This window comes from Trinickia terrae (assembly GCF_005144415.1).
Taxonomy (GTDB): Bacteria; Pseudomonadota; Gammaproteobacteria; order Burkholderiales; family Burkholderiaceae; genus Trinickia_A; species Trinickia_A terrae.
The window spans coordinates 101,752-125,767 of the sequence record NZ_SWJE01000008.1; the positions used below are offsets into that span (position 1 = coordinate 101,752).

22 protein-coding genes are annotated in these 24,016 nt (G+C 65.4%); 21 read left to right on the plus strand and 1 reads right to left on the minus strand.

Features of this window, described 5'->3' with window-relative positions; genetic code table 11:
- Positions 1–70: 70 nt before the first annotated feature.
- Positions 71–988 carry a LysR family transcriptional regulator gene (locus tag FAZ69_RS15575; protein WP_136895971.1) on the minus strand — a complete coding sequence of 306 codons (918 nt, stop codon included), beginning with the start codon at positions 986–988 and terminating at the stop codon, positions 71–73.
- Between the two features lie 113 nt (positions 989–1,101).
- Between FAZ69_RS15575 and FAZ69_RS15580 the strand changes: the two genes are divergently transcribed.
- From FAZ69_RS15580 to tssK, 21 genes are all read left to right on the plus strand, one after another.
- On the plus strand, positions 1,102–2,184 hold the full coding sequence (locus FAZ69_RS15580) for a tartrate dehydrogenase (RefSeq protein ID WP_136895972.1): 1,083 nt from the start codon (positions 1,102–1,104) through the stop codon (positions 2,182–2,184).
- An 83-nt stretch (positions 2,185–2,267) separates the two neighbouring features.
- A complete protein-coding gene (locus FAZ69_RS15585; protein WP_136895973.1) occupies positions 2,268–3,578 on the plus strand; it encodes an MFS transporter in 1,311 nt (436 codons plus the stop codon).
- A gap of 161 nt (positions 3,579–3,739) precedes the next feature.
- Complete coding sequence (locus tag FAZ69_RS15590) at positions 3,740–4,972, plus strand: MFS transporter (RefSeq protein WP_136895974.1); 1,233 nt, start codon at positions 3,740–3,742, stop codon at positions 4,970–4,972.
- 275 nt (positions 4,973–5,247) lie between these two features.
- Entirely contained in the window at positions 5,248–5,532 is a 285-nt protein-coding gene (locus FAZ69_RS15595) for a hypothetical protein (protein WP_136895975.1), read from the plus strand.
- 39 nt (positions 5,533–5,571) lie between these two features.
- Positions 5,572–6,108, plus strand: a complete 537-nt coding sequence (tssB, locus tag FAZ69_RS15600; RefSeq protein WP_136895976.1) for a type VI secretion system contractile sheath small subunit — start codon at positions 5,572–5,574, stop codon at positions 6,106–6,108.
- A 51-nt stretch (positions 6,109–6,159) separates the two neighbouring features.
- The gene (tssC, locus tag FAZ69_RS15605) at positions 6,160–7,656 is read left to right on the plus strand and encodes a type VI secretion system contractile sheath large subunit (protein ID WP_136895977.1); all 1,497 of its coding nucleotides are present in this window, start codon (positions 6,160–6,162) and stop codon (positions 7,654–7,656) included.
- A gap of 67 nt (positions 7,657–7,723) precedes the next feature.
- On the plus strand, positions 7,724–8,215 hold the full coding sequence (locus tag FAZ69_RS15610; protein WP_136895978.1) for an Hcp family type VI secretion system effector: 492 nt from the start codon (positions 7,724–7,726) through the stop codon (positions 8,213–8,215).
- 32 nt (positions 8,216–8,247) lie between these two features.
- A complete protein-coding gene (gene tssE, locus FAZ69_RS15615; RefSeq protein WP_240702253.1) occupies positions 8,248–8,733 on the plus strand; it encodes a type VI secretion system baseplate subunit TssE in 486 nt (161 codons plus the stop codon).
- A gap of 1 nt (position 8,734) precedes the next feature.
- Positions 8,735–10,495, plus strand: coding sequence for a type VI secretion system baseplate subunit TssF (gene tssF / locus FAZ69_RS15620; protein WP_136895979.1), 1,761 nt, complete (start codon positions 8,735–8,737; stop codon positions 10,493–10,495).
- A complete protein-coding gene (tssG, locus tag FAZ69_RS15625) occupies positions 10,492–11,547 on the plus strand; it encodes a type VI secretion system baseplate subunit TssG (protein ID WP_369407747.1) in 1,056 nt (351 codons plus the stop codon). The genes tssF and tssG overlap by 4 nt, the downstream gene beginning before the upstream one ends.
- A gap of 24 nt (positions 11,548–11,571) precedes the next feature.
- Positions 11,572–14,274: a type VI secretion system ATPase TssH gene (gene tssH, locus FAZ69_RS15630; RefSeq protein WP_136895981.1), complete on the plus strand. Its 2,703-nt coding sequence runs from the start codon at positions 11,572–11,574 to the stop codon at positions 14,272–14,274.
- Position 14,275: 1 nt separating this feature from the next.
- Positions 14,276–16,177, plus strand: a complete 1,902-nt coding sequence (locus FAZ69_RS15635) for a type VI secretion system Vgr family protein (RefSeq protein ID WP_136895982.1) — start codon at positions 14,276–14,278, stop codon at positions 16,175–16,177.
- Between the two features lie 8 nt (positions 16,178–16,185).
- Positions 16,186–16,923 (plus strand): toxin-antitoxin system YwqK family antitoxin, encoded by a 738-nt coding sequence (locus FAZ69_RS15640; RefSeq protein ID WP_136895983.1) that lies wholly within the window; start codon positions 16,186–16,188, stop codon positions 16,921–16,923.
- Entirely contained in the window at positions 16,908–17,312 is a 405-nt protein-coding gene (locus FAZ69_RS15645; RefSeq protein WP_136895984.1) for a DUF4280 domain-containing protein, read from the plus strand. Before FAZ69_RS15640 ends, FAZ69_RS15645 begins: the two co-directional genes overlap by 16 nt.
- A gap of 12 nt (positions 17,313–17,324) precedes the next feature.
- Positions 17,325–17,594 carry a hypothetical protein gene (locus FAZ69_RS15650; protein ID WP_136895985.1) on the plus strand — a complete coding sequence of 90 codons (270 nt, stop codon included), beginning with the start codon at positions 17,325–17,327 and terminating at the stop codon, positions 17,592–17,594.
- Positions 17,595–17,608: 14 nt separating this feature from the next.
- Entirely contained in the window at positions 17,609–18,577 is a 969-nt protein-coding gene (locus FAZ69_RS15655; RefSeq protein ID WP_136896323.1) for a substrate-binding periplasmic protein, read from the plus strand.
- A 23-nt stretch (positions 18,578–18,600) separates the two neighbouring features.
- Positions 18,601–19,875, plus strand: coding sequence for a dicarboxylate/amino acid:cation symporter (locus tag FAZ69_RS15660; RefSeq protein ID WP_136895986.1), 1,275 nt, complete (start codon positions 18,601–18,603; stop codon positions 19,873–19,875).
- 9 nt (positions 19,876–19,884) lie between these two features.
- On the plus strand, positions 19,885–20,595 hold the full coding sequence (gene cuyB, locus FAZ69_RS15665; protein WP_136895987.1) for a cysteate racemase: 711 nt from the start codon (positions 19,885–19,887) through the stop codon (positions 20,593–20,595).
- A complete protein-coding gene (locus tag FAZ69_RS15670) occupies positions 20,592–22,010 on the plus strand; it encodes a dicarboxylate/amino acid:cation symporter (RefSeq protein ID WP_136895988.1) in 1,419 nt (472 codons plus the stop codon). Before cuyB ends, FAZ69_RS15670 begins: the two co-directional genes overlap by 4 nt.
- Complete coding sequence (locus FAZ69_RS15675; protein ID WP_369407748.1) at positions 22,007–22,564, plus strand: hypothetical protein; 558 nt, start codon at positions 22,007–22,009, stop codon at positions 22,562–22,564. Before FAZ69_RS15670 ends, FAZ69_RS15675 begins: the two co-directional genes overlap by 4 nt.
- Positions 22,565–22,666: 102 nt before the next feature.
- Complete coding sequence (tssK, locus tag FAZ69_RS15680) at positions 22,667–23,998, plus strand: type VI secretion system baseplate subunit TssK (protein ID WP_136895989.1); 1,332 nt, start codon at positions 22,667–22,669, stop codon at positions 23,996–23,998.
- Positions 23,999–24,016: the final 18 nt, after the last annotated feature.

A 24,016-nucleotide genomic window follows, 5' to 3' on the forward strand; every position in this document is an offset into this window, starting at 1 on the left:
GGCGTGCGATCCGTGCGCCGTGAACCGCCGCGTTTTCCCTTTCGGGCGCGGCGGTTTTTTGTTGCCGGCATCACCCTCTCCGGTTTCCCAGCTCCCCCGCCAAGAACTCCACGAACGCCCGAATCCGTGTCGACATCTGATGCCTTTGCAGATACACGGCGAAGATATCGGCGTTCGGCGTCTCATACTCGGGCAGCACGGGCACGAGCCTTCCATCCGCCAAATACTCCGCGATATCCCACTCCGCGCGCATCAGGATGCCGTGCCCTTCGAGCGCCCACTTGACCGCGATCTCCCCATCGTTGGTCGTCAGATTGCCGTTTATCCTCACAGCCTCGGTCTTGCGCGAAGCCCCGCGCCCCGACGTCAGCCGCCAAACCCCATAAGCCTCATCCCCTTGCCGAATTCCGATGCAGTTGTGCCTCGCGAGCTCATGCGGCGTGGAGGGCATCCCGTGCTTGCCGACATAGGCCGGCGCGGCACAGAGCAACCGTCGATTCGAAGCCAGCCTCCGAGCCACCACCCGCGTATCCGGAGGCTCCCCGAACCGGATGCACACATCGAACGTATCGTCGGTCAGCGGCGGCGGCGCGACAGAAAGCTGAAGCTGTACCGCCACCTGAGGATACTTCGCCACGAACCTGGAAATCGCCGGCCCGACATGACTACGCCCGAATCCCAGCGTCGCATTGACCCGCAGCAACCCCTTCGGACTCTTCTTCGCGCTCCCGAGCAGCTCCGCGAGCTCATCGATCTCATCGAGAATCCGCCGTGCCCGCTCGAGGTATAGCTCCCCCTCCGGCGTCAGCATCATCCGCCGCGTCGTCCGGTTCACGAGCGGCACCCCGGCCCGCTGCTCCATCTGCGTGAGCCGCTTGCTGACCGCCGCCGCCGTCAGCCCCAGCTCGCGCGCCGCGGCGCTCAGGCTCCCAGCTGCGGAAAGCGTCGAAAAGAATGCCAAATCAGCAGGTTGAACGGCATCCGCCATGTTTCCCACTTGTGAATGAAAGTTAAAGGCGCTTTGAGTCTAGCACCGGTTGCAACGCTCCACGTTGGGTACAGTGCCTTCACGCTCATTCCTCTTAAAGACACGGAGACACCATGAAGACCTATCGCATCGCGACCATTCCCGGCGACGGCATCGGCAAGGAGGTCGTGCCGGCCGGCAAGCAGGTGCTGGAAGCGCTCGCACGCGCCGCCAGCACCTTCACGTTCGAATTCGAGGATTTCGACTGGGGCGCGGACTACTACCGCGAGCACGGCGTGATGATGCCCGCCGACGGTCTCGACGCCATCCGCGACAAGGACGCCATCCTGTTCGGCTCCGCCGGCGACCCCGACGTGCCCGACCACATCACGCTGTGGGGCCTGCGCCTGAAAATCTGCCAGGGTCTCGACCAGTACGCGAACGTGCGCCCCACGCGCATCCTCCCCGGCATCGACGCGCCGCTGAAGCGCTGCAAGCCCGAAGACCTGAACTGGGTGATCGTCCGCGAGAACTCCGAAGGCGAATACTCGGGCGTGGGCGGCCGCGTGCATCAGGGCCATCCGCTCGAAGCGGCGACCGACGTGTCGATCCTCACGCGCGCCGGCGTCGAGCGCATCATCCGCTTCGCGTTCCGTCTCGCGCAGTCGCGTCCGCGCAAGCTGCTGACGGTCATCACGAAGAGCAACGCCCAGCGTCACGCGATGGTGATGTGGGATGAAATCGCGCTGCAGGTTTCGAAGGAGTTTCCGGACGTCAAGTGGGACAAGGAGCTCGTCGACGCCGCCACGGCCCGCATGGTCAATCGTCCGGCTTCGCTCGACACGATCGTCGCCACCAATCTGCACGCCGACATCCTGAGCGATCTCGCCGCCGCGCTCGCGGGCAGTCTCGGCATCGCGCCGACCGGCAACATCGACCCGGAGCGCCGCTATCCGTCGATGTTCGAGCCGATCCACGGCTCGGCCTTCGACATCATGGGCAAGGGGCTCGCCAATCCGATCGGCACGTTCTGGTCGGTCGTCATGCTGCTCGAACATCTCGGCGAGCCGGAAGCGGCCAAGCGCGTCATGCAGGCGATCGAAACGGTCACCGCGGATACGTCGCTCCATACCGGCGACCTCGGCGGCAAGGCGACCACCGCGCAAGTGACAGCCGCGGTCTGCGCGCTCGTCGAGCGGGCCGCCGTCGCTGCCTGAGTGCGGAACGGCACGCGCAAGGCGACACACACCAACAACAGCCGCGCGTGCTTCTTATCGCTTGACCTCCAAGGAGGAGACACATGCATCCAGATCTCGAGTCACGGGTGTCCCGTAAGCTCATGTGGCGCATCATCCCGTTCGTGATGCTGCTGTACTTCGTCAGCTTCCTCGACCGTGTCAATGTCGGCTTCGCCGCGATGACGATGAACAAGGCGATCGGGCTTTCCGCCACCGCCTTCGGGCTCGGCGGCGGACTGTTCTTCATCGGCTACTTCCTGTTCGAGGTGCCGTCCAATCTGATCCTGCATCGCGTGGGCGCGCGGATCTGGATCGCGCGGGTGATGATCACGTGGGGAATCGTGTCGGCGATATCGGCGTTCGCGAGCGGTCCCGCGAGCTTCTATGTCCTGCGCTTTCTGCTTGGCGTCGCGGAAGCGGGCTTCTTTCCCGGCATCATTCTTTACCTGAGCCTGTGGTTCCCCACGCGGCAGCGCGCCGTCGCGGCGGCGTGGTTCATGGCCGCCGCGCCTCTCTCGACGGCCATCGGCTCGCCGGTCTCGGGCGCCATCATGCAGCTGCCGCCGATGTTCGGGCTCGCGGATTGGCAGTTGCTCTACATCATCGAAGCCGTTCCGGCGATCGTTCTCGGTTTCTTCGTGCTCAAGCTTTTGATCGATACGCCCGCTAAAGCGCACTGGCTGCATGACGACGAGAAGGCCTGGCTCGTCGGCAAGCTCGCCGAGGAAGCGAGCGAGAAGCGCGCGCATGCGGGGCACACGGGCGCGGCGTTGAGCGCGCTGCGCGATCCGCGCGTGCTGGCGCTTGCGCTGATCTACTTCGGCACGTCGGCGGGGCTTTATACGCTCGGCATCTGGGCGCCGCTGATCATCAAGCAGTTCGGTTTCAGCGCGCTCGAGACGGGCCTGCTCACGGGCGTGCCGAGCGTTCTGGCCGTCGTGGCGATGGTGCTGTGGGCGCGGCATTCCGACCGGACGCAGGAACGAACGTGGCATGTCGTCCTGCCGTGCCTGCTCGCATGCGCGGGCTTCGTCTTCGCGGGCGAGGCGGGCAGCGCCTTCGCGATCGTCGCGGCGCTGGTGCTCGCCAACGTCGGCATCAGCGCCGCCAAGGCGCCGCTGTGGGCGATGCCGAGCTCGTTCCTCTCCGGCGCGGGGGCGGCGGCGGGCATCGCGATGATCAACTCGCTCGGCAATCTCGGCGGCTTCGTGGGGCCGTTCGCGATCGGCTGGCTCAAGAGCGTGACTGGCGGTTATGCGGCGGGCTTGTATGTCGTCGCCGGGACGCTCGCGCTTTCCGCGGCCGTTACGTTGCTGCTGGGACGGAAGTCGGCGAACGAGCAGGGCAAGCCGCTCGTGCGTCCTCATCATTGAGCACAGATCAGACCCAGCAGCAGTAGCAAGCAGCACCTTCCATCCTGATCTCATCGAAACTCCTGAGCCGGCGCATCGCGCTGGCAGCGGCCGATTTGAAGGCGTATCTTTAGCGGCTCGATCCGCAAAACGTCGATGTGAACCAGAAGGGGAAAGCTGCGGTGCGTATCAGTTACCAGGCGTTTTTCGGCTCGCTGTTCTTTTCGCGGCTCGCCGACCAGATCCTGCTGTTCCTCGTGCCGCTTGTCGTATTTCAGACGACGCACCAGGCGACGTGGTCCGGCGCGGCCTTCTTTGTCGAGGCGCTGCCGCGGTATCTGGTGTTTCCCTTTGCCGGCGTGCTATCGGATCGCACTTCGCCCGTGAAGCTCCTGCGCGCCAGCCAGCGCTTTCGCGCGATCGCTTGCCTGGCGGGTGTCGCAGGTTATCTCCTGGTTGGCGGCATCGCCTGGCTCGTCGCCCTTTCCGCAGTCTGCGGCGTACTGACGAGCGTGGGCTTCGTCGCGCGCGAAGTGATCCTGCCGCAAGTGTTCCAGCAGCATCGCTTCGAGAAGGTGCTGTCGTACTCCCAACTCGCGGATCAATTGGGCGTGGTGCTCGGCCCGGTCGTGGCAGCCGCGTTGCTGGGCTGGTGGAACTGGCAATGGACCGTCGCGTTCGCCGCCATCCTTTTCCTTATCGCCGACGGCGCCACACTGCTCTGGCAGCGCACCGGAAATATCCGGCTATTCCCGGCGCAGGAGACCGCACCCGCCCAATGGATGCTGCCGATCCGCATCGCGCTTTCTCACGTGGCCCGGCTGCCGGGACTGAAACGCCTGGTGATGCTCGCGGCGGCGGAGAACCTCGTCATCGGCGTGACGCTGGCGACGTCGGCTGCGATGGTCACCGGCGTTCACCACGAGCCGGGCCGTTTCTATGCGGCGCTCCAGGTGAGCGGCGCGATCGCGACGGTCGTCATCCTGCTAGTGATTGCGCGGACCTCGATTCCACGCAAGATGCTCGGCGGCATGGCCTTCACGGCCATCTTCGCGGGCGGGCTGATGGCGGGAATCAGCCCGTCGATCTGGGGCTACGCCGCGGGATTCCTGCTGATCGTCGGCTTCGACAAGATGTTCAACGTGTTCATCCGCAGCGCGCGGCAGGCCATCATTCCCGCGCACGACTACGGCAAGACGGTTGGCGTCATGGTGATGCTCAACAACCTGACTCAGCCGCTCGCGGGCCTGCTCGTCGGCCTGTTCTCCGGTCATGGCCGCATCGGCTTGGTCGTGACGTCCATTTCCCTCGCCATGGGCTTGCTCGGGGCGGCGACCGCCTACGCCGGCATGCAGGCCGCTCGCAGAAACGAGCTGACGGCGCCTTCCCTGCGCGCACCCCGAGATTCGCGGTGACGCGCGATTGCAACGCCGGCTGTAACCGACCTCGACCGACTTTACGTTTTGTAAGCTACGCGTCAGGCGATGGCCCGCAAACGCGCCCCGTCAACCACCGTGTGAATCACGTCGATATCCAAGCTGTCGGGCAACCCAGGTCGATGTAGTCCTTTTGTGCGACAGATGAGATCGGCCCCCGTCGATATACTCCGCCCAATTCTGAAAAGAACGGTACACGGGGAAAAATGCGCCACTTGCGTTGCACGGGGAAACGGCTGCCGATTTGCTTGGGCATGGCCGTCGCCGTTCATAAAACTTCTGAAAGTCGTCGGTTGGCGGACCATGCGTCAATCCAGAAAGCGACTGCAACTGACGGCAAGCGGCTGACGGCGATCAGCCTCGCCGCGACGGCTGCGCTCGCCGTGACGACATTCGCATTCACACGAGCCCGGATGGCCATGCCGGAAGGGCAGCTCACCACGAACCCCATCATCAGCTGTGATCCAACGGTCATAAGCGGGGTGTCGTTGCAATCCCCATTCTCTTTCTCGGTGCTCGCGGCGACTCGCCGCGAGTGAAGGATTGTCCACACGTACGAGTTTTTCTCGGAGGGGTTCATGTCAGATAGTTTGCAGGGTTGGGTTGGGCGCAATCGGCCGCCGCGTGTTCAGATCACCTATGACGTCGAGCTGGGGGACGCCATTGAAAAGCGTGAATTGCCGATGGTGGTGGGTCTGATGGCCGATCTGTCGGGTCAACCGGCTGAGCCGTTGCCCAAGCTCAAGGAGCGCCGTTTCGTCGAAATCGATCGGGACAACTTCGACGAAATCATGGGCAAGATCGCACCACGCCTCGACCTGAGCGTGCCGGACACGATGAAGGGTGAAGGCAATCTCAAGGTCGAGTTGAATTTCAGCCAGTTCTCGGACTTCCATCCGGACAGCCTCGTGCTCCAGGTGCCGCGCCTCGCGAAGCTCGTGGAAGCACGCCAGCAATTGCGGGACCTGCTCGCGAAGCTCGACGGCAACGACGAACTCGATTCGATACTCGAGCGCATCGTCCTCGATGCCGAGGAGCTGAAGAAGGTTCATACCCAGGCGAACGCGAGCGACGCGCCGGCTGCGCAGGCGGCCGACGACACGCCGTCGGCCTGACGGAAACAATCTCCGCGTCGCTGACGCAACGAACTCCCAAGGGTGAACCAGATGGAAACGAATTCCGCCGTCGAAGGCGCAGCAGCCGGGACGACCACGCAGCAAGGCGAACTGAGCCTGCTCGACCGTATCGTTCAGGAAGGCAACATGGCCGTCGAGCCTTCGCAGGGCGTCTACGCAAAGAAGCTGATTGGTCAGCTCGCATCGCAGATTCTCGACGAAGGCATGCGCACGAGCCCGGACAAGAGCGTCGTGGACATGATCCACGAGCGTGTCGCCGAAATCGACCGCCTGTTGACCGACCAGATGAACGCGATCATGCACGACTCCGCATTCCAGGCGCTCGAAGCGTCGTGGAGCGGTATGCACGACATGGTGTACGGCACCGAGACGGGCACCAACCTCAAGCTGCGGTTGCTCAACGTCTCGAAGAAGGATCTGCTCAAGGATCTCGAGTCGGCTGTCGACCACGATATGAGCGTGCTGTTCAAGAAGGTTTACGAAGAAGAGTACGGCACGTTCGGCGGCCATCCGTATTCGCTGCTGATCGGCGACTACTCGTTCGGCCGTCATCCGCAGGATATTGCGCTGCTGGAGCGCATCTCCCGCGTGGCCGCGGCAGCCCACGCGCCGTTCGTCGCGGCAGCCGCGCCGAGCCTCTTCGACATCAAGTCGTATACCGACCTGGGCGTCACGCGCGATCTGTCGAAAATCTTCGAAAGCGCTGAACTCACGACCTGGCGCAGCTTCCGGGAGTCCGAAGATTCCCGTTATGTCTCGCTGGTCCTGCCGAGCTACGCCGCGCGCCTGCCGTATGGCGCCAAGACCAAACCCATCGAGTCGTTCAATTTCGAAGAGGACGTCGACGGCACCGACCACGGCAAATATCTGTGGGCGAATTCGGCTTATCAGCTCGGTCTGCGCATCACCGACGCCTTCGCGAACTACAGCTGGGCGACCGCGATTCGCGGCGTGGAAGGCGGCGGCAAGGTGGACGGTATCGCCGCGCACGCATACAAGACCAGCGAGGGCGATGTCGCCCTCAAGTGTCCGACGGAAGTGACGATCACGGATCGCCGCGAGAAGGAATTGAGCGATCTGGGCTTTATCGCGCTCGTGAATTCCAAGGGTTCGAATTACGCCGCGTTCTTCGGCGGCCAGACGGTGAACAAGCCGGCGCTCTACAACAAGGATGCCGCCAACGCCAATGCGCAACTGTCGGCGCGCCTGCCGTTCGTGCTGGCGGCGTCGCGCTTCGCGCATTACATCAAGGTCATCATGCGCGACAAGGTGGGCAGTTTTCAGACCCGCACCGATATCGAGAACTACCTGAACAACTGGATCGCCGACTACGTGCTGATCAATCCCTCGGCATCGCAGGCGCAAAAGGCCCGCTTTCCGCTGGGCGAAGCCCGGGTGGACGTTACCGAGGTGCCGGGCAAGCCGGGCGCCTATCGTGCGACGTGTTTCCTGAAGCCGCACTTCCAGATGGAAGAGCTGACAGCCTCGATCCGTCTGGTGGCCGATCTTCCGGAAGCCGCAGCCTGATGTGTGATGTGCGGCCTCGCGCCGCACATCGTTCCGTACCCCATAAATTTTCATATCAAGGTCAGTCATGGATACCATCATTCTGCAAATCAAGGACATCAAGGGCAACTCGTTGATCGACGGCTTCGCCAACGGCATCCAGCTCATGTCGTTTTCTCACGGCGTGTCGATGCCGATGGGCCGCGACACGTCGAACACGGAGCGCACGCTGGGGCGTCCTTCGTTTTCCGAAGTGCAGGTCAGCAAGATCACGGACCAGTCGACGCCGGCGCTCTACAGCGCCTGCGCGGCAGGCACCAAGCTCGGCGACGCCACGATCTCGATCGGCCGTAACGAAGCCGGCAAGTTCATGCTGCAGATGAAGTACGTGCTCGCCAATGCGATGATCGCCAATGTGAGCACGAGCGGCGGCGGTTCGGACATGATGGATTCGCTGTCGATCAATTTCTCGCAGATCACGTCGCAATACACGCAGCAGAAGACGGACTCGACGAAGAAGGGCACCGCTTCGTTCGGTTGGGATCTGTCGACCAATAAGGCGGCGACGCCCAAGGGCTGACGCAACGTCACCCGTGCCGCGGCGGGCGGCGCATGAGCCGCCCGCCGATCTGCCTTTACGACATGTCCACCATGACCCATCGCTATCCGGTTCCACTGTTCGAGCGTCTGGTGAACGATGCCGACGCCTCGCTGCTGGGAGAGGATTCGCTTCGTCAATCGATCGCGCGCGAGCTGATGCGTCTGCTCAACACGCGCTCGCATCTGACGATGGAGGCGTTCGCGCACAGCGATGGGACGGTGACCGATTACGGCGTGCCGGACTTTTCAGAGCGCTCGCTGCGCTCGGGCGAGGATCGCGATGCGATTGCCGCCGCCGTCAGCCGCGCGATAGCGCTCTTCGAGCCGCGCCTCGTCAACGTAAGCGTTTCGTTTTCGCTCCCGCCGGGGCGTGAGCCGTATCCGGTGCTGACGATCGCCGGGCGCCTCAATGCGGGCCCATCGGTCGAGCACATGTCGTTCGAGCTCGAGACGGTCAGCCGCGATGCCGTCGATGTGCGCTGGACGGAGCTTGCGTGACATGGCGCCCGACGACATCCTGCAATACTACAAGCGCGAGCTCTCCTACCTGCGAACCCAGGGTGCGCTGTTCGCGCAACGCTATCCGAAGATCGCGGCAAGGCTCGCGCTGCACGGCACCGAGTCGCTCGATCCGCATACCGAGCGTTTGATCGAGGCGACGGCGTTTCTCGCCGCGCGCGTGCATCGCGATCTCGATCAGACCTTCCCTCAGATCGCGGGCGCCTTGCTCGACAACGTTTGTCCTTCGCTGGTGCAGGCCGTTCCCTCCATGACGGTCGCGCAGTTCGAACTCGATTCGTCCCAGGGCAAAGTGACGGCAGGGTTTCGCGTGCCGCGCCACACGGGCCTCTCCGCCCGCACGGAAGGCGGTGACGCGTGCCGCTTTCGCACGGCATGGGACACGGTGCTTTGGCCGTTGAAGATCACGCATGCGGGATTCGGCGAAGATGCGACGCTGCGCCTGACGCTCGAATGTGAGCCGGGGGTCGACTTCTCCGAGCTGGAACTGACGCAGTTGCGCTTCCATGTGTGCGGCGACTGGATGGTCACGATGCCGCTTTACGAACTGCTCGTGTCGTCGGTTACGGGTGTTTCCGTGCACGCCGCACAGAGGCCGGTCGTGAGGCTGGGGCCGGCCGCGTTGCGCGAGGTCGGCTACGCGGAGGAGGACAGCGTGTTGCCGCAGCCGCCGCATGCGCATCCCGCTTACGGGCTGATGCAGGAATACTTCGCTTTTCCGCGCAAGTTTCATTTCTTCGATCTGGTTTTGCCGCCGGGATCGTGCGGCACAGGGCGAACCTGCGAAATCGTGCTGCAGCTCGACCGCATGCCGCGCGGGCTCGGCATGCTCGGCGCCCGGCATTTCCGGCTCGGATGCGTGCCCATCGTCAATCTGTTCGCGCAGACCAGCGAGCCGATCGTGGTCGACCGGCGCAATTACGAATATCTGCTGATCGCCGATCAGAAGCGGCAGGCCATCACCGAGATCCACTCGATCGTATCGGTGACTGCATCCGATCCCGTCACGGATCGTGCGGCGAGTGTGCCGTGCTTCACGGCTGCCGATCGTTTCGATCGGGAGGATGCCGGCAATGCGGCGATGTTCTGGTCGGCGCGCCGTGAGCACAGCCTGCGCGGCAACGTGCCGGGTGTGGACACCTGGATCAGTTTTATCGATGGCGACACGGCCAGCCGGTCCGATACGCCCGTGGCGTACGTCAACGCGCTCTGCACCAACCGGCGGCTCGCCGAGCAAGTGCCCGTGGGCGCGCGCATGCTGGTCGAGCGGGTATCGCAGAACGTACGCGTGCGCTGCCTCTATGAACCGACAGCGCAGCGCAATCCGCCACTCGAGAGCGAAACGCTGTGGCGTCTCGTGTCGCTGCTGACGCGCAACTATCACTCGCTCGTGAGCGGGGCGACGGGGAAACGCGAACTACAGGAGATGTTGCGTCTGTTCGCAATGGACGGCACGCGGGAGCAGGAGCAGATTCGCGGCATCGTCAGCGTCGGTGCGCGCAGCGTCGCGGCGCACGTGGGCAGAGAGGCATGGCGCGGATACTGCGGCGGCACCGAGGTCAGCGTCGAGTTCGACGCCGACGCGTTCGTCGGGGGATCGCCGTTGCTGATGGGCGCGGTACTGGCGCGCTTCTTCGCCATGTACACGTCGGTCAATTCATTTGTGCGGCTGGTGGTGCGCCGGGGAGACGAGACATGGAAGCGATGGGAGCCGATGACCGGTTGCCAGCAGTTGCTTTGATCGAACGGCTTCTTGCGCAGCCCCACGGTTTCGACCTGTTCCAGGCCATCCATCTGCTCGAGTGCGCGCAGCAGTGGGCGACGGGGCTCGGTCGCGGGGACGGCTCGAATGAGGCCGTGCGTTTGCGGGGCTTCGTCTCGCTGGCGTTTCAGGCAAGCGACATTCACGCGGTGCGCCGCCATGCGTTGGGCGACGAACGCACGGCGCGCGAGACCTACACGGTGAGCACGCCCGTGATGACGCTGGCAGGCAGCGGCGGGCCGTTGCCGCTCGCTTTCACCGAGATGTTGCTGGAACGGCGCGCGGCCCGTGAGCCGGCGATGGCCGATCTGCTCGACATCTTCAATCACCGCTTTTTGTCGTTCTTCTATCGCAGCCGCCAGAAGCACGCGCTGGGGCTGAGCGCGCGTGCGCCCGACGACGCGCCGCTCGCGGCGAGCCTCGATGCGCTCGGCAATCTCGGCTTGCGCGATGGCAAGCGCGGACCGGACGGTGCGCGTCTGTGGCTGCGGCATGCGGGACTCAGCGGCAACGGCTCGCGCTCGATGACCGGACTGCTCGCGCTGTTGTCGGACCGCCTCGGCGTGCGCGTGCGAGGCACGCAGTTCGTCGGCGGCTGGCGTGACATCGACGCGCGGGACAGCCTGCGTCTGGGACGGTCGGATACGGGCCAGCGCGCGTTGCGGCCCGGCGGCCTTGCCGTTCTCGGCCGACGGAGCTGGGACCAGGCCGCCGGCGTGCGCATCGAGTTTCTCGGGCTGTCCGAGGACCAGTTCGCCGCGCTGCTCCCGGGCGGCGCGGCGCACAGGCTGGCAGCGTGGCTCGTGCGGTGCCACCTGCAACAGGATTTCGACGTGCAGTTCGTCCTCCACCCCTCAGCGCGGCGCGAAGCCTGCGCAGTGGGCGCGCCGGGCTTGCGGCTGGGCTGGACTTCGTGGCTCGCGGCGTCGCGAGACGGGGGCGGGGCGTCCTCGTCGAAGCCCGTTCCCGTGAAGTTCGCGATGCGCGAGGGCGAAGCCCGCGCCGCACACACCGCGTGGCGGCCATCATAAAGATCAATACCGGTCAATACGAATATGGACATCGATATCCGCACGCTGCTGAGCCGTCTGAACCCGGCATGCAAGCACGCAATGGAACAGGCCGCGCAGCTGTGCGTGCGGCAGACGCACTACAACGTGGACGTCGAGCATCTGCTGCTGCAGCTGCTCGAATCGAACGCGCCCGATCTGCGCGTGATTCTCGAACGCTTCAACATCTCGGCCGCCGACGTGACCGAGTCGCTGCAAAACGCGGTCGATCAGTTCAAGCGCGGCAATGGCAGAACGCCCGCGCTGTCGCCGAATTTCTCGCCGCTGTTCCAGGAGGCATGGCTGCTCAGCTCGATGCTGCTCGCCGAGCAGCAGATCCGCTCGGGCACGATCGTGCTTGCGCTGCTCGAACTGGATAGCATGCGCGGGCTGCTCCTCGACTCGGCGCCTGCCCTGCTGAAGATTCCGCGCGCCGCGCTGCGGGATGCGTTGCCGGCACTGGCGGCGAACTCGTCCGAAGACGGCGGCCGGGCAGCGCCGCAAACCACGGTCCCGGGTGCCGCAACCGTGCCGGCGGGCGGCCTGTCTCAAGCGATGCCGACCATGACCGCGGCGAGCGGCGGCCGTTCTTCCGCGCTCGCGCAATATACGGTGGACATGACCGCGCTCGCGCGCGAAGGCGCGAGCGATCCGATCTGCGGGCGCGATGCGGAGATCCGTCAGTTGATCGACGTGCTGCTGCGGCGCCGTCAGAACAACCCGATCCTGACAGGCGAGGCGGGTGTCGGCAAAACCGCGGTCGTCGAAGGTTTCGCGCAGCGCGTGGTGTCGGGCGAGGTGCCGCCGGCGCTCGCCAATGTCTCGGTGCGTTCGCTCGATCTTGCGTTGCTCCAGGCGGGCGCCGGGGTCAAGGGCGAATTCGAGAACCGGCTGAAATCGGTGATTGCGGAGGTCAAGGCGTCGCCTGTCCCCGTGATTCTTTTCATCGACGAGGCCCATCAGCTGATCGGCGCGGGCGGCAGCGAAGGTCAGGGCGACGCGGCGAATCTGCTCAAGCCCGCGCTTGCGCGCGGCGAGCTGCGCACGATCGCCGCCACGACCTGGGCCGAATACAAGAAGTATGTCGAGCGCGATCCCGCCCTCGCGCGCCGCTTCCAGGTCGTGAAGGTCGAAGAGCCTAGCGAGGCTGTCGCCGTTGAAATGCTGCGCGGCATGGTCCAGAAGCTCGAAGCGCATCACGGCGTGGAGATTCTCGACGAGGCGGTGCGCGATGCCGTGAAGCTGTCGCATCGCTACATCTCGGGCAGGCAGCTGCCGGACAAGGCCGTCAGCCTGCTCGATACGGCATGCGCGCGCGTGGCGCTCGGCCAGAACGGCGTGCCGGAAGAGATCGAGGCGCTGGGCCGCGCGCTCGACTCGGCGGAAAACCAGTTGCGCATCCTGCGTCACGAGGCGGCCACGGGCGCCGAGCGCGGGGATGCCATCGCGGCGCTCGTCCGTCAGCTCGACGAACAGCGTGCGCAGCGCACGCGCCTGAACGAGAAGCTGATCACCGAGAAGCGCGTCGTCGGCGAAATTCTGGCGTGGCGGCGCAAGATCGCACGCACGCTGACCGAGCCGCAGGCAGCCGGCGACGAAGAAGACAGCGAGTCGCTGGCTGCCAATCTGCGACGCCTCGAGAAGGGCCTGGAAGCCGTGCGCAGCGATGAGCCGATGGTGCCGGTGTGTGTCGATTCCACCGTGGTCGCCAAGGTGGTTTCGGGCTGGACGGGGATTCCGGTCGGCGACATGCTGGCCGATGAACTCCACACGGTGCTTTACCTGCACGAAAAGCTCGCGGCGCGCGTGGTCGGCCAGGACGAGGCGCTCGAGGCGATCGCGCGGCGCGTGCGCACGTTTCGCGCGGATCTCGGCGAGCCGGGCAAGCCCGTCGGCGTCTTCCTGCTGGTCGGCCCGAGCGGCGTAGGCAAGACCGAGACGGCCGCCGCGCTGGCCGACATGCTGTACGGCGGCGAGCGCAACATGATTACCGTGAACATGTCCGAATTCCAGGAGGCGCACAGCGTCTCCGGCCTGAAGGGGGCGCCCCCGGGCTACGTCGGCTATGGCCGGGGCGGCGTGCTGACGGAAGCCGTGCGGCGGCGTCCGTACAGCGTCGTGCTGCTGGATGAAATGGAGAAAGCTCATCCCGATGTGCTCGAGCTGTTCTTCCAGGTGTTCGACAAGGGCGTGATGGAGGACGGCGAAGGCATCTCGATCGACTTCAGGAACACGCTGATCCTGCTGACCTCGAACGCCGCGCAGGACGTCATCACGGAAGCATGCCAGGGCGGCCGCCGCCCGCCTCCCGGCGAGCTGATCGAGCGGCTGCGGCCCGCGTTGCTCAAACAATTCAGCCCGGCGTTTCTTGGCCGCATGGTGCTGGTGCCTTACTACCACCTCGGCGACGCGCAGATCACGGCGATCGTGAACCTGAAGCTCGGGCGGCTTGCCGAGCGCTTCGAGCGCAACCATCATGCGCAACTGACGTGGGACGACCGGTTCGCGCAGATCATCGCCGAGCGCTGCAAGGAAGTGGACAGCGGTGCGCGCAACGTCGATCACATCCTCACGCAATACGTGCTGCCCGAACTGGCGCGCGAAGTGCTCGAACGCATGTCGATGGCGAAGCCGTTCGGCGGGGTGCGCCTCGAATTCGCGCAGGACGGCAGCGTCTCTTTCCGTTTCGCGGCGCGCGAGGAGACCTGACGTGCAAGCCGCAAACGCGACCCAGGCGGGCTGCCTGCTTTCGATCAGCACGCCGTTCGGCAAGGACGTCCTGCTGCTCGACGGCCTGGGCGGACGCGAAGCGATTTCAGCGCCGTTTCACTTCGATCTGCGCATGCGCTCGTCGAACCTCGCGCTCGATGCGCAGGCGATCGTCGGCAAGAGCGCGACCGTGACGCTGCAGGTGCCGTCGGGCCCGAAGCGCTATATCCACGGCATCGTCACCCGCTTTGCACAGATCGGCGCCGATGCACGGCACGGCTTCTATACCGCTGAACTCGCACCGCGGCTGTGGCTGCTCGGGCTCGGGAGCGACCGGGCGATCTATCAGAACCTGAGTGCGCTCGACATCATCGAACAGGTGCTGCAGAAGTTCGGCGTCGCGATCGAGCTACGCGTGAAAGGCACGTACGCAGTGCGCGAATACTGCGTGCAATACGATGAAAGCGCGTTGCAGTTCATCTCGCGGCTGATGGAGGAAGAGGGCATCTTCTACTTCTTCATGTTCGCCGACGGCGCGCACACGATGGTGCTCGGCGACAGCACCGCCGCGCACAAGCCGGGCAAGACCGACTCGCACCTCTGGTACTCCAGCGACTCGGTCGCGCATCGGCAGGCCGACCGGATCGAAGCCTTCGAGATGACGACGGGACTCGTGGAAGCCGAGCAGATCGTCGCCGACTACGACTACACGAAGGCCGCGCTCCTGACGGCCAATTCGGCGGCCGGCAGCGGGCCGGCGAGCGGGACGCGCTATACCTTTCCCGGCCGCTATGCGACGGCCGCGGACGGCACGCGCACGGCGAAGCTGCGGCTCGCGGCGCATCAACTGGGGCAGCGCACGGGGCGCGCCGAGAGCGGAATCTGCACGCTCACCGCCGGCGCGAGCTTCACGCTGGGCGGTCACGCGAACCCTGCATTCAACGTGTCGTACGTGATCTGCGCGGTGTCGCACAGCGCCTCGAACGATCGATATGCCAACGGCTTCGACGTCATCCCGGCTTCGGTCGCATTCCGTCCGCCGCTCGTGACGCCCAAGCCGATGGTCGCCGGGACTCACACAGCGGTCGTCACCGGTTCGTCGGGGGAAGAGATCTGGACCGATGCGTATGGCCGCATCAAGCTGAAGTTCCACTGGGACCGTTCGGCCGGCGCCAACGAAAACAGTTCTTGCTGGGTGCGCGTTGCGCAGGCCGCGGCGGGCAACGGGTGGGGGCACCTGGTTCTGCCGCGGGTGGGACAGGAGGTGGTCGTGAGCTACGTCGACGGCGATCCCGACCGGCCGCTCGTGACCGGCAGCGTCTACAACCGCCAGGGCACGTTGCCCGTCGGCCTGCCTGCGTCGCAGACCCAAAGCGTGATGCGCTCGCGTTCGTCGAAAGGGGGCACCGCCGGCAACGAAATCCGGATGGACGACAAGCTCAATAGCGAGGAACTGTATTTTCACGCGCAGAAAGACCTGAATATCGCCGTCGAAAACGCGCTGTCCACGACGGTGATGGCGGGCGCGGAAACGCATGTCGTGCAAAAGGGCGATCGCAGCGTCGACGTGCAGAAAGGCAACGAGACGCACAAGGTGAAAGGCACGCGCTCGGTCGATGTGACCGGCGACGAGACCCACACGAATCACGCAGCGTTTACGCGAAAAGTCAGCGGCAACTACACGCTGAAGGTGAGCGGCAATCTCGTCATCGATGTGACCGGTTCGATCAGCATCAAGGCAGGCACGTCGATCCAGAACCAGGCGGGCACGACGCTCGCCAACAAGGCCGGTACGGCGCTCAGCAACGAGGCGTTGCAAGTGGAAAGCAAGGCCTCGGCGATGCAGACGATCGACGGCGGCACGATGCTCGCGCTCAAGGGCGCGCTCGTCAAGCTCAACTGAGGCGCGAGATGAGCCCATTGCCGCCCACCGCCGAACCTGCTGCGTCCGTCGCTGCGCCCGGCGCGTCCGCGCACGCGACGCTCATGGAGACGCGCGATGCAACGGGGCGGCTGGTGAGCCGCATGCCGATGCTCGATGGCGTTCCGCACGGGCAGGTGGTCATGTACGGAGCGCTCGCCGTACCCGTGCTGGAGGCGCACTACGAGCATGGTGCGTTGTCGGGCCTGGTGCGCACCTTCGACACGACAGGCGCGCTTCTTCAGGAGGCCGCGTACGTGGCGGGGCAACTTCACGGCACGACGACGACCTGGCAGGACGGCCGCGTCGCTTCACGCCAGCACTACGCGCATGGCGTGCTGCACGGGACCGCCGTGTTTTATGCGCCGTCGGGACTGGTGAGCGCGCGGCTTGCCTACGAGGCCGGCAAGCTCACAGGCGAAGCATTGCATCTGCACGAGGGGACAGTCGTTCGACGTGCTTCGTACAGCAAAGGCGTCCTCGAAGGCGAGACGCGCGACTACGCGAGCGACGGCACGCTCGTGCAGGCGTCCCCCTACAAGGGCGGCCTGCTGCACGGCACGGTGCGGCGCTACGGCGCCGATGGCCGCGTGAACGAAGAGCGGGCCTATGCGAACGGCAAGCCGCTTGGCGAGGCCCGCAAAGTGGCCGCGCCCGCGCCGCAGGATGGCGCGGCGACAGGCGGGCAGCGCCTCGCCAAGCAGCTTGAAAAATGGGTGAAGGGCTGACCGTGAGCTTTCTGATAACGACCGGAGCGACCATGCAATGCAGTTTCGGCGCCGCGCCCGCCGTGTTGAACGTGCTGCCTGTCAACCGCGTGCTCGCGGGTGCGCCTGCCGCAACGATCATGGATCACTTGCCGATGGTCAACGTGGCGCCGTTCGGCGTCTGTTCGTGCGCGGCGAATCCGATGGTGGCGGCGGCGACGGCGGCGGCGCTGGGCGTGCTGACGCCGATGCCTTGCGTGCCGATGACGATGGCGCCGTGGCTGCCGGGCTCGCCGACGGTCCTGATCGGTGCAATGCCGGCCTTGCAGAACGCGTCGAAGCTGATGTGCGCATGGGGCGGCGTCATCTCGATCCTTGCGCCGGCGCAGTTCACGACCCTGGTTCCCTGAGGAAAACACGCCATGCAATACGTTTTTTCGATGACCGCGCGCATGGTGACCATCGTACTGGTTTGTGCGATGGCGCTATGCGTGCTTCTGTTCCTGCTGGGGATCGAGATCGGCGTGCGTTACGTGGCGCCGGCGAAAGCGCCTGCAACGGCGTCGGCGTCGCAGGCGGTGCCGGTCTCGCAAGGCGGGACGGCAACCGATGCCGCCGGCGAAGGCCCATCGCATTCCGAAAGCGACCAGGCCGGCACAGCATCCACAGCAGCGGCTTCCTCCACCAATTGAACGTGCCTACTGACATGCTCTTCGCGTTTTCAACTCTTGTCTCTGCGCTCCAACTGTACTGCCGCGCTACGCATCCCGCGCACGCGTTGCGCGGCGCGTGGCGCAGGCTGACCGTGACGATCGGCGGAGCGGTCATCATGCTTGCAGGCGTGCCGGCGCTCGCGTCGGGCTCGGCTGCGGCGAGCGCGCCCATCGCAAGCGCGCCGGTGGCCACTTCGACGGGCCTCATGCTCATGCCCGACGGCCGGCTCCTCGCGCCCGAGTTCGCCCGCATCGTGAGCCGGGGCGAGCTTGTCGTCGCGGTGCTGGGTGTCGATCAGCCGCCGTTCTTCGAAGAGCACAACGGTCAGCTGAGCGGCGTCGACATCGATATCGCCAAGGAAATCGCGGCAAAGCTCGGCGTCAAGGTGAGCTTCAACCGCGACGCGAAGACCTACGACGGCGTCGTGAATCTGCTCGCGAGCGGTCAGGCCGATCTGGCGATCAGCAAGCTCTCGCGAACGCTGTCGCGGGCTCAGGTGATCGGCTTCAGCACGCCTTATATCCGGCTGCATCGCGCGCTGCTGCTGAACCGCGTGAAGTTCGCGATGCTCGCGCACGGCCGCGCCGTGCCCGACGTCGTCCGTACCTACGACGGCACGCTCGGGGTGGTCAGGAATTCGTCGTATGCCACCTACGTTGCGAGTAATTTCCCGCAGGCGAAGGTGCTGGCCTATCCGAGTTGGGAGGCCTTGCTCAAGGCGCTCGATGCGGGCGAAGTCACGGCTGCCTATCGCGATGAATTCGAAGTCAAGCACGTGCTCAAGCGTGACCCGACCGCTTCGCTGCGGCTGCGCGTCGTGACCCTGGAAGACCTCGACGACGCGATCGCGATCGGCGCGAACGTCAATGCGCCGACATTGCTCGCATTCGTCAACCAGTTTCTCGCCGAACGCGGCAAAAAGATCGACGTGACGGACTTGCTGCAGGCCTCAAACAACTAATCGGACCGATCGGGAAAGCAACAATGAATTCCAGCAGGATATATGCGTACGCCGTGAACCCTTGGGTGGTGATCGGCAGTCTCGCGCTCGGGGGCGCATTCGGCCTGGCGCTGCCGGAGATGGCTCGGAGATTGGCCGTGGTCGGCGACGTCTACGTCAATTTGCTGAAGATGACGACGCTGCCGTTCATGGTCTCGGCCGTGATCTTCAGCCTGCAGCGCCTGTTCCGCGAAGGCGGCACGGCGCGGCTGATGCTGCGCGTCGTCACGGTGTTTCTCGGTGCGTCGGCAACGGTCGCGGTCGTCGGCGCGCTGGTGCTGCTCGTGTTGCGCCCGGGCGTCAACCTGCCGAGCTCGACGATGCAAACCTTCGGGCTGATGGTCGGCAGCGATTCGGCATCGAACGAAGTGGTCATGCATCTCTACGGCACGGACCCGGTCGAGAAAGGGGTGAGCTTCGCCGAAGTGCTGACCAGTCTCGTGCCCACGAACATCTTCGCCGCGCTCGCCAACGGCGAGGCGCTGAAGGCGCTCGTATTCGCCCTGCTGTTCGGGCTCGCGGTCGGCCGGGTGCCGCAGCGGATTTCCGTCGGCCTGAGCCAGGCGCTCGAAACGATCTATCACGCCTGCCAGAAGCTGATGCACTGGCTCAGCTATCCATTGCCGCTGATCCTGTTCTGCATGAGCGCGGCGCAACTCGGCAAATCGGGCATGGGGCCGTTGCACGCGATGCTGCAGTTCGTCATTGCGTTCTTCATCGCCGCCGTCGTGCTGCTGTCGCTGTCGGCCACCGTCATCTGGAAACGTTCGGGCCGGCCGCTCGGCACGACGCTCGCCGCGCTGCGCGCGCCTTTCGCGCTTGCGCTCGCGACGCGCAACAGCGCCGCGTGCATGCCGAGCATGATCGAAAGCATGGTCGAGCGGCTGGGCTTCCCGCGCGCCGGGGTCGAGCTGATGGTGCCGCTGACCGTGTCGTTGCTGCGCATCGGCCCGATGGTCTACTACGTCTGCGCCACGGTCTTCATTGCCCAGCTGTATGGCCATCCGCTCGGTGTCGTCGAGGTCTGCACGGTGTTGTTCGCGTCGGTGCTCGCCGGATTCGCGTCGGCAGGCATGACAGGTCTCGTCACGGTTTCGCTGATCGGCATGACCTGCGTCTATCTGAGCCTGCCCTTCGAGGCCGCGTTCATCCTGTTCCTCGCGGTCGATCCGCTGTGCGACATGTTGCGCACGCTGATTCTCGTCATCGGCAACACGGCGGCCGTGTCGGTGATCTGTCCGCGTCCGCTCGAAATCTAGGAGAACGGCATGGCACTGATCGGCATTCTGGGCGGCATGGGACCGCTCGCGACCGTCGATTTCATGGAGCGGGTCATCCAGCTCACGAGCACGGCGGGGGCGCTGCGCGACCAGCAGCATCTGCCGCTGCTCGTGGCCAATCTGCCGCATATCCCCGATCGCTCGGAGGCGATGCGCGGGGGGGGCGAAGATCCGCTGCCGGCGCTGCTCGACGGTATCGACATGCTCAACCGCAACGGTGTCGAACTGATCGCCGTGCCGTGCAATTCGGCGCACTGCTGGTACGACGCGATGCGTGCACGCAGCGGCGCGCCCATTCTGCATATCGCCGAAATCTGCGTTGACGCGATGCCGCCGGGCACGCGCCATGCCGCCGTGCTCGCGACGGACGGCACGCTGCATTCGGGGCTTTACCAGCGCATCCTCGCGGGGCGCGACATCGTACCCGTGGTGCCGGACGAAGGCACCCAGCGGAATCTCGACGCTTGCATCCATGCCGTGAAGGCCGGCGATCTCGTCCGGTCCGCGGAATATCTCTCGGCCGCACTGCACGATCTCGAAGCGCGCGGCGCCGAGGCGGCGCTCATGGGCTGCACGGAGATTCCGCTGGCGGCGCGGCACCTGAAGGCGCCGGTCATGACGCTCGTGGACAGCACGCTCGAACTGGCGCGCGCTACGGTGTCATACGGTCTTGCCCGTGGCTGGAACGTGCGCCGATGAAGGCACTGAAGCGTCTTTCGAACAGCACCCTCGGGCTGCTCCTGTTCCTCGGGCTGGGCATCGCCGCCGGCACGCTGGTGCGGCCGGCGGGTGTGCCCGCCTACGTCGTGGGACAGATCTACCTTGCCCTCGTCAATATGGCCGCCGTCCCGCTGCTCGTCGTGGCGATGTTCTTCGGGCTGCGGCAACTGCTGGCGCTGGCGCACCCCGAACTGCGCATCGGCTCGATGCTGTCATTGGCGCTCGCGCTGGTCGCGCTGTGCGCGGTGTGCGGCGCGCTGGTAGGTTTCGCCGCGGCTCCGGGCGCCCATCTTTCGGACGGCGCGCGCGCCCAGCTGGGACAGGTCGTGCTGCGGAGCGCGAGCGATGCGGAAGACCTGCGCATGTCGTTGCTCGGGTCGTCGGGGCCAGCCCGCGCGCTGTCCGCGATCTCGTTGCGCGACGTCGCGCCCGACAACTTCTATCGCGTGCTCGCCGACGGCCGCGCGCTCGGCATTCTGACCTGCACGATCCTGTTCGGCATGGCATTCGCCGCCCTGTCCAGCGCGCAAAGCGGTGTGCTGAACAGTGTGTTCGAAAGCATCTACCGGACGTTCGAGACGATCATCGAACATGCGAATCTGCTGTTGCCGGTACTCGTGTTCGGCAGCGCCGCGCATGTGGCGGGGCAGACGAGCGGGGCGACGCTCGGCGCGATGAGCGGATTTCTGCTGTGGTTCGTGCTCTGCGCATTGCTTCTGTCCTGCGGTGCGATGGCGGCCATCGCGGCACGCGCGGGCGTGCCGCTCGCGCGCGTGATGGCCATGCTGAAGGCGCCCATGCTCGTCGGCCTGACATCGGGCAGCGCGACGGCGCCGATTCCGCACACGATCGAGGCCATGAGCACACGGCTCGGATTCAGCCGCGGCGTGGCGGAACTGGTGGTGCCGTTCGGCGCGGTGTTCGTGCGCGCCGGCTCCGCGCTCTATTTCGCGCTTGCGACGGTGTTCGTGGCGAATCTCTATGGCCGGCCGCTGGGCGCCGGCGACTTCGCCATGGTCGTTGCGGCATCGACGTTCGCGGCATTCGTGTCGGCGGGGCAGAGCGGTGTGGCGGGTGTCGGCTACGCGGGCATCGTGCTCTCGAGCCTGCAGCTGCCCGTCGAAGCGGCCGGCGTGCTGTTCGTGGCCGTCGAGCTGATCTGCGAAGGACCGCGCAATCTGCTCAGTCTGCTCTCGGTCTGCATGGTGGCGGCGCTCGTTTCGGCGGGGCTGCCCTCCGAGCGCGCGCCGGCGACGGATGTGCAGACCGCGCCGCGGCCGGACGCGGTGTTCCGTTTTGTGTTCAACCGCATGCAGCTTGCCCTGGCGACGGGGTGCGTCGTGACGGTTGGGTTGCTGATCGTAATGATGGGCATTGGAGTAGGCGCCAAATGACGAATGGGACGAACTGCCGGCACGCATCGACGCGGGCGGACGGCGCACCGGTCAGGGTCCGCGCGGTCATGACGGACATCGCGCGCAAGCTCGCGGCGTGGTGCTTGACCGCATGTATCGCAGCGGCCCTCGCGGGATGTGCGATGCCTTCGGTCTTGAGCTTCAAGGGTGACAAGGTGAAGTGGGACGCGTTGACCTTCAGCGCCAGCGACGACCTGAACAACAACAGCCCCGTCGCCGTCGACATCGTGTTCGTCACCGACGAAGCGATGCTTGCGCGAATCGCGGAGCTGCCGGCGTCGAAATGGTTTGCCGGACGCGCCGATCTGGTCAGCACGTTTCCGAAGAGTCTGCGCTACCGGAGCTGGGAATTCGTGCCCGGCACGCATCTCACCGTTTCCGGCGACACCTTCGATCGTCCGCGCGTGGCAGCGGCCTTCATCTTTGCCAACTATGCCGGTCCCGGCGCATACCGCGTGCGGATCGAACAATTCAGCGGCCGGCTTGCCGTGCAGCTCGACGACAACACGTTTTCCGTTTCGGCCGTGAAATGAACCTGAACCTATGTCAGCGCTTTATCGATCCCAGCGATTCCGCGGCGGCGCGCGAGCGCGCTGCGTTGCCGCGCGCGTCCTCTTCTCTGCGGAGCAGCAGCCATGAGTGAAGGCGTCCAACCGGTCGTCGACCGGGTCGAATGGTTCGAGGGCATGCTGCTCGCCCCGCAGCATTTCCAGTTGATGAATGCGCGCGTCGATTCGCTCGTGGCATGGCAGACGCTGGCTGCCGCGCCGTTCAGCTGGGGCGTGCGCCGTCTGGTCTTCGACCAGGGGCTGCTGCCGGCCGGCGTGCTGCGCGTGCTGGCGCTCGACGCGATCATGCCCGACGGCACGGCCGTATCGTATTCGGCGGAGTCGAGCCAGCACGGACGGCTCGAGCTGTCGCTCGAGCCGTTTGCCGAGCAACTGGCGAACGGGCCGATCGATTTCTATCTGACGCTCCCCGTCGCCGCATCGGTGCGTCACGACGGCGAGATACGCCGTTTCCGTTCGACGGCCGGCGTGCCGGTCGCCGACGAAGTGTCGCAGGCGCCGCCTGCCGATATCCCGCGCCTCATTCCCGACCTTGCGCTCGCATCGGGCGGACTGCCGTCGGCGATGTATGTCTCGCTGCGGCTCGGCTCGGTGTATCGGGACAACGAGGTGGTGCGGCTGGGCGAGCGCTTGCCGCCTCTGCTCGAAATCGCCCGCGACAACCCGCTATGGACCACCGTTTCCGCGCTGCTCGGGCAATTGCGCGGCAAGGCGGCATTCGTGGCAAGACAGACCGCGATTCCGTCGTCGAAAACCGAAGACCGGCTCACGCAGCTCGAACTGAAGGACCGGTTGCGCAGCCTGCTGACCGCGCTGCCGCTTGCCGAAGCGGTACTGCGGACCCCGCACCTGCATCCTCTCGCGCTGTACCTGGCGCTCGCCTCGCTAAGCGGCTCGCTGAGCATGCTGATGCCGGCCGGCCTTGCGCCCGTGCCGCCCGACTATGACCACGCCGATCCCCTCGCCGTATTCACGCCGCTGCTGCGGGCATTGCGCGATGCGATCTCCGAGGTGAGCGAAGGCTACCGCGAGCGCAAATTCGAATTCCGCCACGGCGCGTTCGAGATCGCCTTGCAGCCGGAGTGGGTGGGCGAGCGGCTGGTGGTCGGGCTGCGCGGTCAGTCCGACCGCGACCTGCGGGCGTGGATGGATGGCGCGACCGTGGGTTCGCAATCGGTCTATCCGTCGCTGCGCAGCCGTCGAGTGCTCGGGGCGCAGCGGCGCGTCGTCGATCACGCGGAGGAGCTGGGCCTGCGCTCCGGGTCCGGCTATCTGCTGTTCGAGATCGAGGCGGATGCCGTGCTCGTGCGCGCCAGTGAAACGCTCGTCATCGGCAATCTGAACGAGAGTGCGAGCGTGCAGCGGCCGCAGGAAATGCTGCTGTTCGTGAAAGGTTGAACGTCAAGGAAAAACAGG

What these genes read in the sequence shown, in the direction of transcription:
- FAZ69_RS15575 (WP_136895971.1), bottom strand. Translation starts at nt 988, where the DNA reads ATGGCGGATGCCGTTCAACCTGCTGATTTGGCATTCTTTTCGACGCTT.
- FAZ69_RS15580 (WP_136895972.1), top strand. Translation starts at nt 1,102, where the DNA reads ATGAAGACCTATCGCATCGCGACCATTCCCGGCGACGGCATCGGCAAG.
- FAZ69_RS15585 (WP_136895973.1), top strand. Translation starts at nt 2,268, where the DNA reads ATGCATCCAGATCTCGAGTCACGGGTGTCCCGTAAGCTCATGTGGCGC.
- FAZ69_RS15595 (WP_136895975.1), top strand. Translation starts at nt 5,248, where the DNA reads ATGGCCGTCGCCGTTCATAAAACTTCTGAAAGTCGTCGGTTGGCGGAC.
- tssB (WP_136895976.1), top strand. Translation starts at nt 5,572, where the DNA reads ATGTCAGATAGTTTGCAGGGTTGGGTTGGGCGCAATCGGCCGCCGCGT.
- tssC (WP_136895977.1), top strand. Translation starts at nt 6,160, where the DNA reads ATGGAAACGAATTCCGCCGTCGAAGGCGCAGCAGCCGGGACGACCACG.
- FAZ69_RS15610 (WP_136895978.1), top strand. Translation starts at nt 7,724, where the DNA reads ATGGATACCATCATTCTGCAAATCAAGGACATCAAGGGCAACTCGTTG.
- tssE (WP_240702253.1), top strand. Translation starts at nt 8,248, where the DNA reads ATGAGCCGCCCGCCGATCTGCCTTTACGACATGTCCACCATGACCCAT.
- tssF (WP_136895979.1), top strand. Translation starts at nt 8,735, where the DNA reads ATGGCGCCCGACGACATCCTGCAATACTACAAGCGCGAGCTCTCCTAC.
- tssH (WP_136895981.1), top strand. Translation starts at nt 11,572, where the DNA reads ATGGACATCGATATCCGCACGCTGCTGAGCCGTCTGAACCCGGCATGC.
- FAZ69_RS15640 (WP_136895983.1), top strand. Translation starts at nt 16,186, where the DNA reads ATGAGCCCATTGCCGCCCACCGCCGAACCTGCTGCGTCCGTCGCTGCG.
- FAZ69_RS15645 (WP_136895984.1), top strand. Translation starts at nt 16,908, where the DNA reads ATGGGTGAAGGGCTGACCGTGAGCTTTCTGATAACGACCGGAGCGACC.
- FAZ69_RS15650 (WP_136895985.1), top strand. Translation starts at nt 17,325, where the DNA reads ATGCAATACGTTTTTTCGATGACCGCGCGCATGGTGACCATCGTACTG.
- FAZ69_RS15655 (WP_136896323.1), top strand. Translation starts at nt 17,609, where the DNA reads ATGCTCTTCGCGTTTTCAACTCTTGTCTCTGCGCTCCAACTGTACTGC.
- FAZ69_RS15660 (WP_136895986.1), top strand. Translation starts at nt 18,601, where the DNA reads ATGAATTCCAGCAGGATATATGCGTACGCCGTGAACCCTTGGGTGGTG.
- cuyB (WP_136895987.1), top strand. Translation starts at nt 19,885, where the DNA reads ATGGCACTGATCGGCATTCTGGGCGGCATGGGACCGCTCGCGACCGTC.
- FAZ69_RS15670 (WP_136895988.1), top strand. Translation starts at nt 20,592, where the DNA reads ATGAAGGCACTGAAGCGTCTTTCGAACAGCACCCTCGGGCTGCTCCTG.
- FAZ69_RS15675 (WP_369407748.1), top strand. Translation starts at nt 22,007, where the DNA reads ATGACGAATGGGACGAACTGCCGGCACGCATCGACGCGGGCGGACGGC.
- tssK (WP_136895989.1), top strand. Translation starts at nt 22,667, where the DNA reads ATGAGTGAAGGCGTCCAACCGGTCGTCGACCGGGTCGAATGGTTCGAG.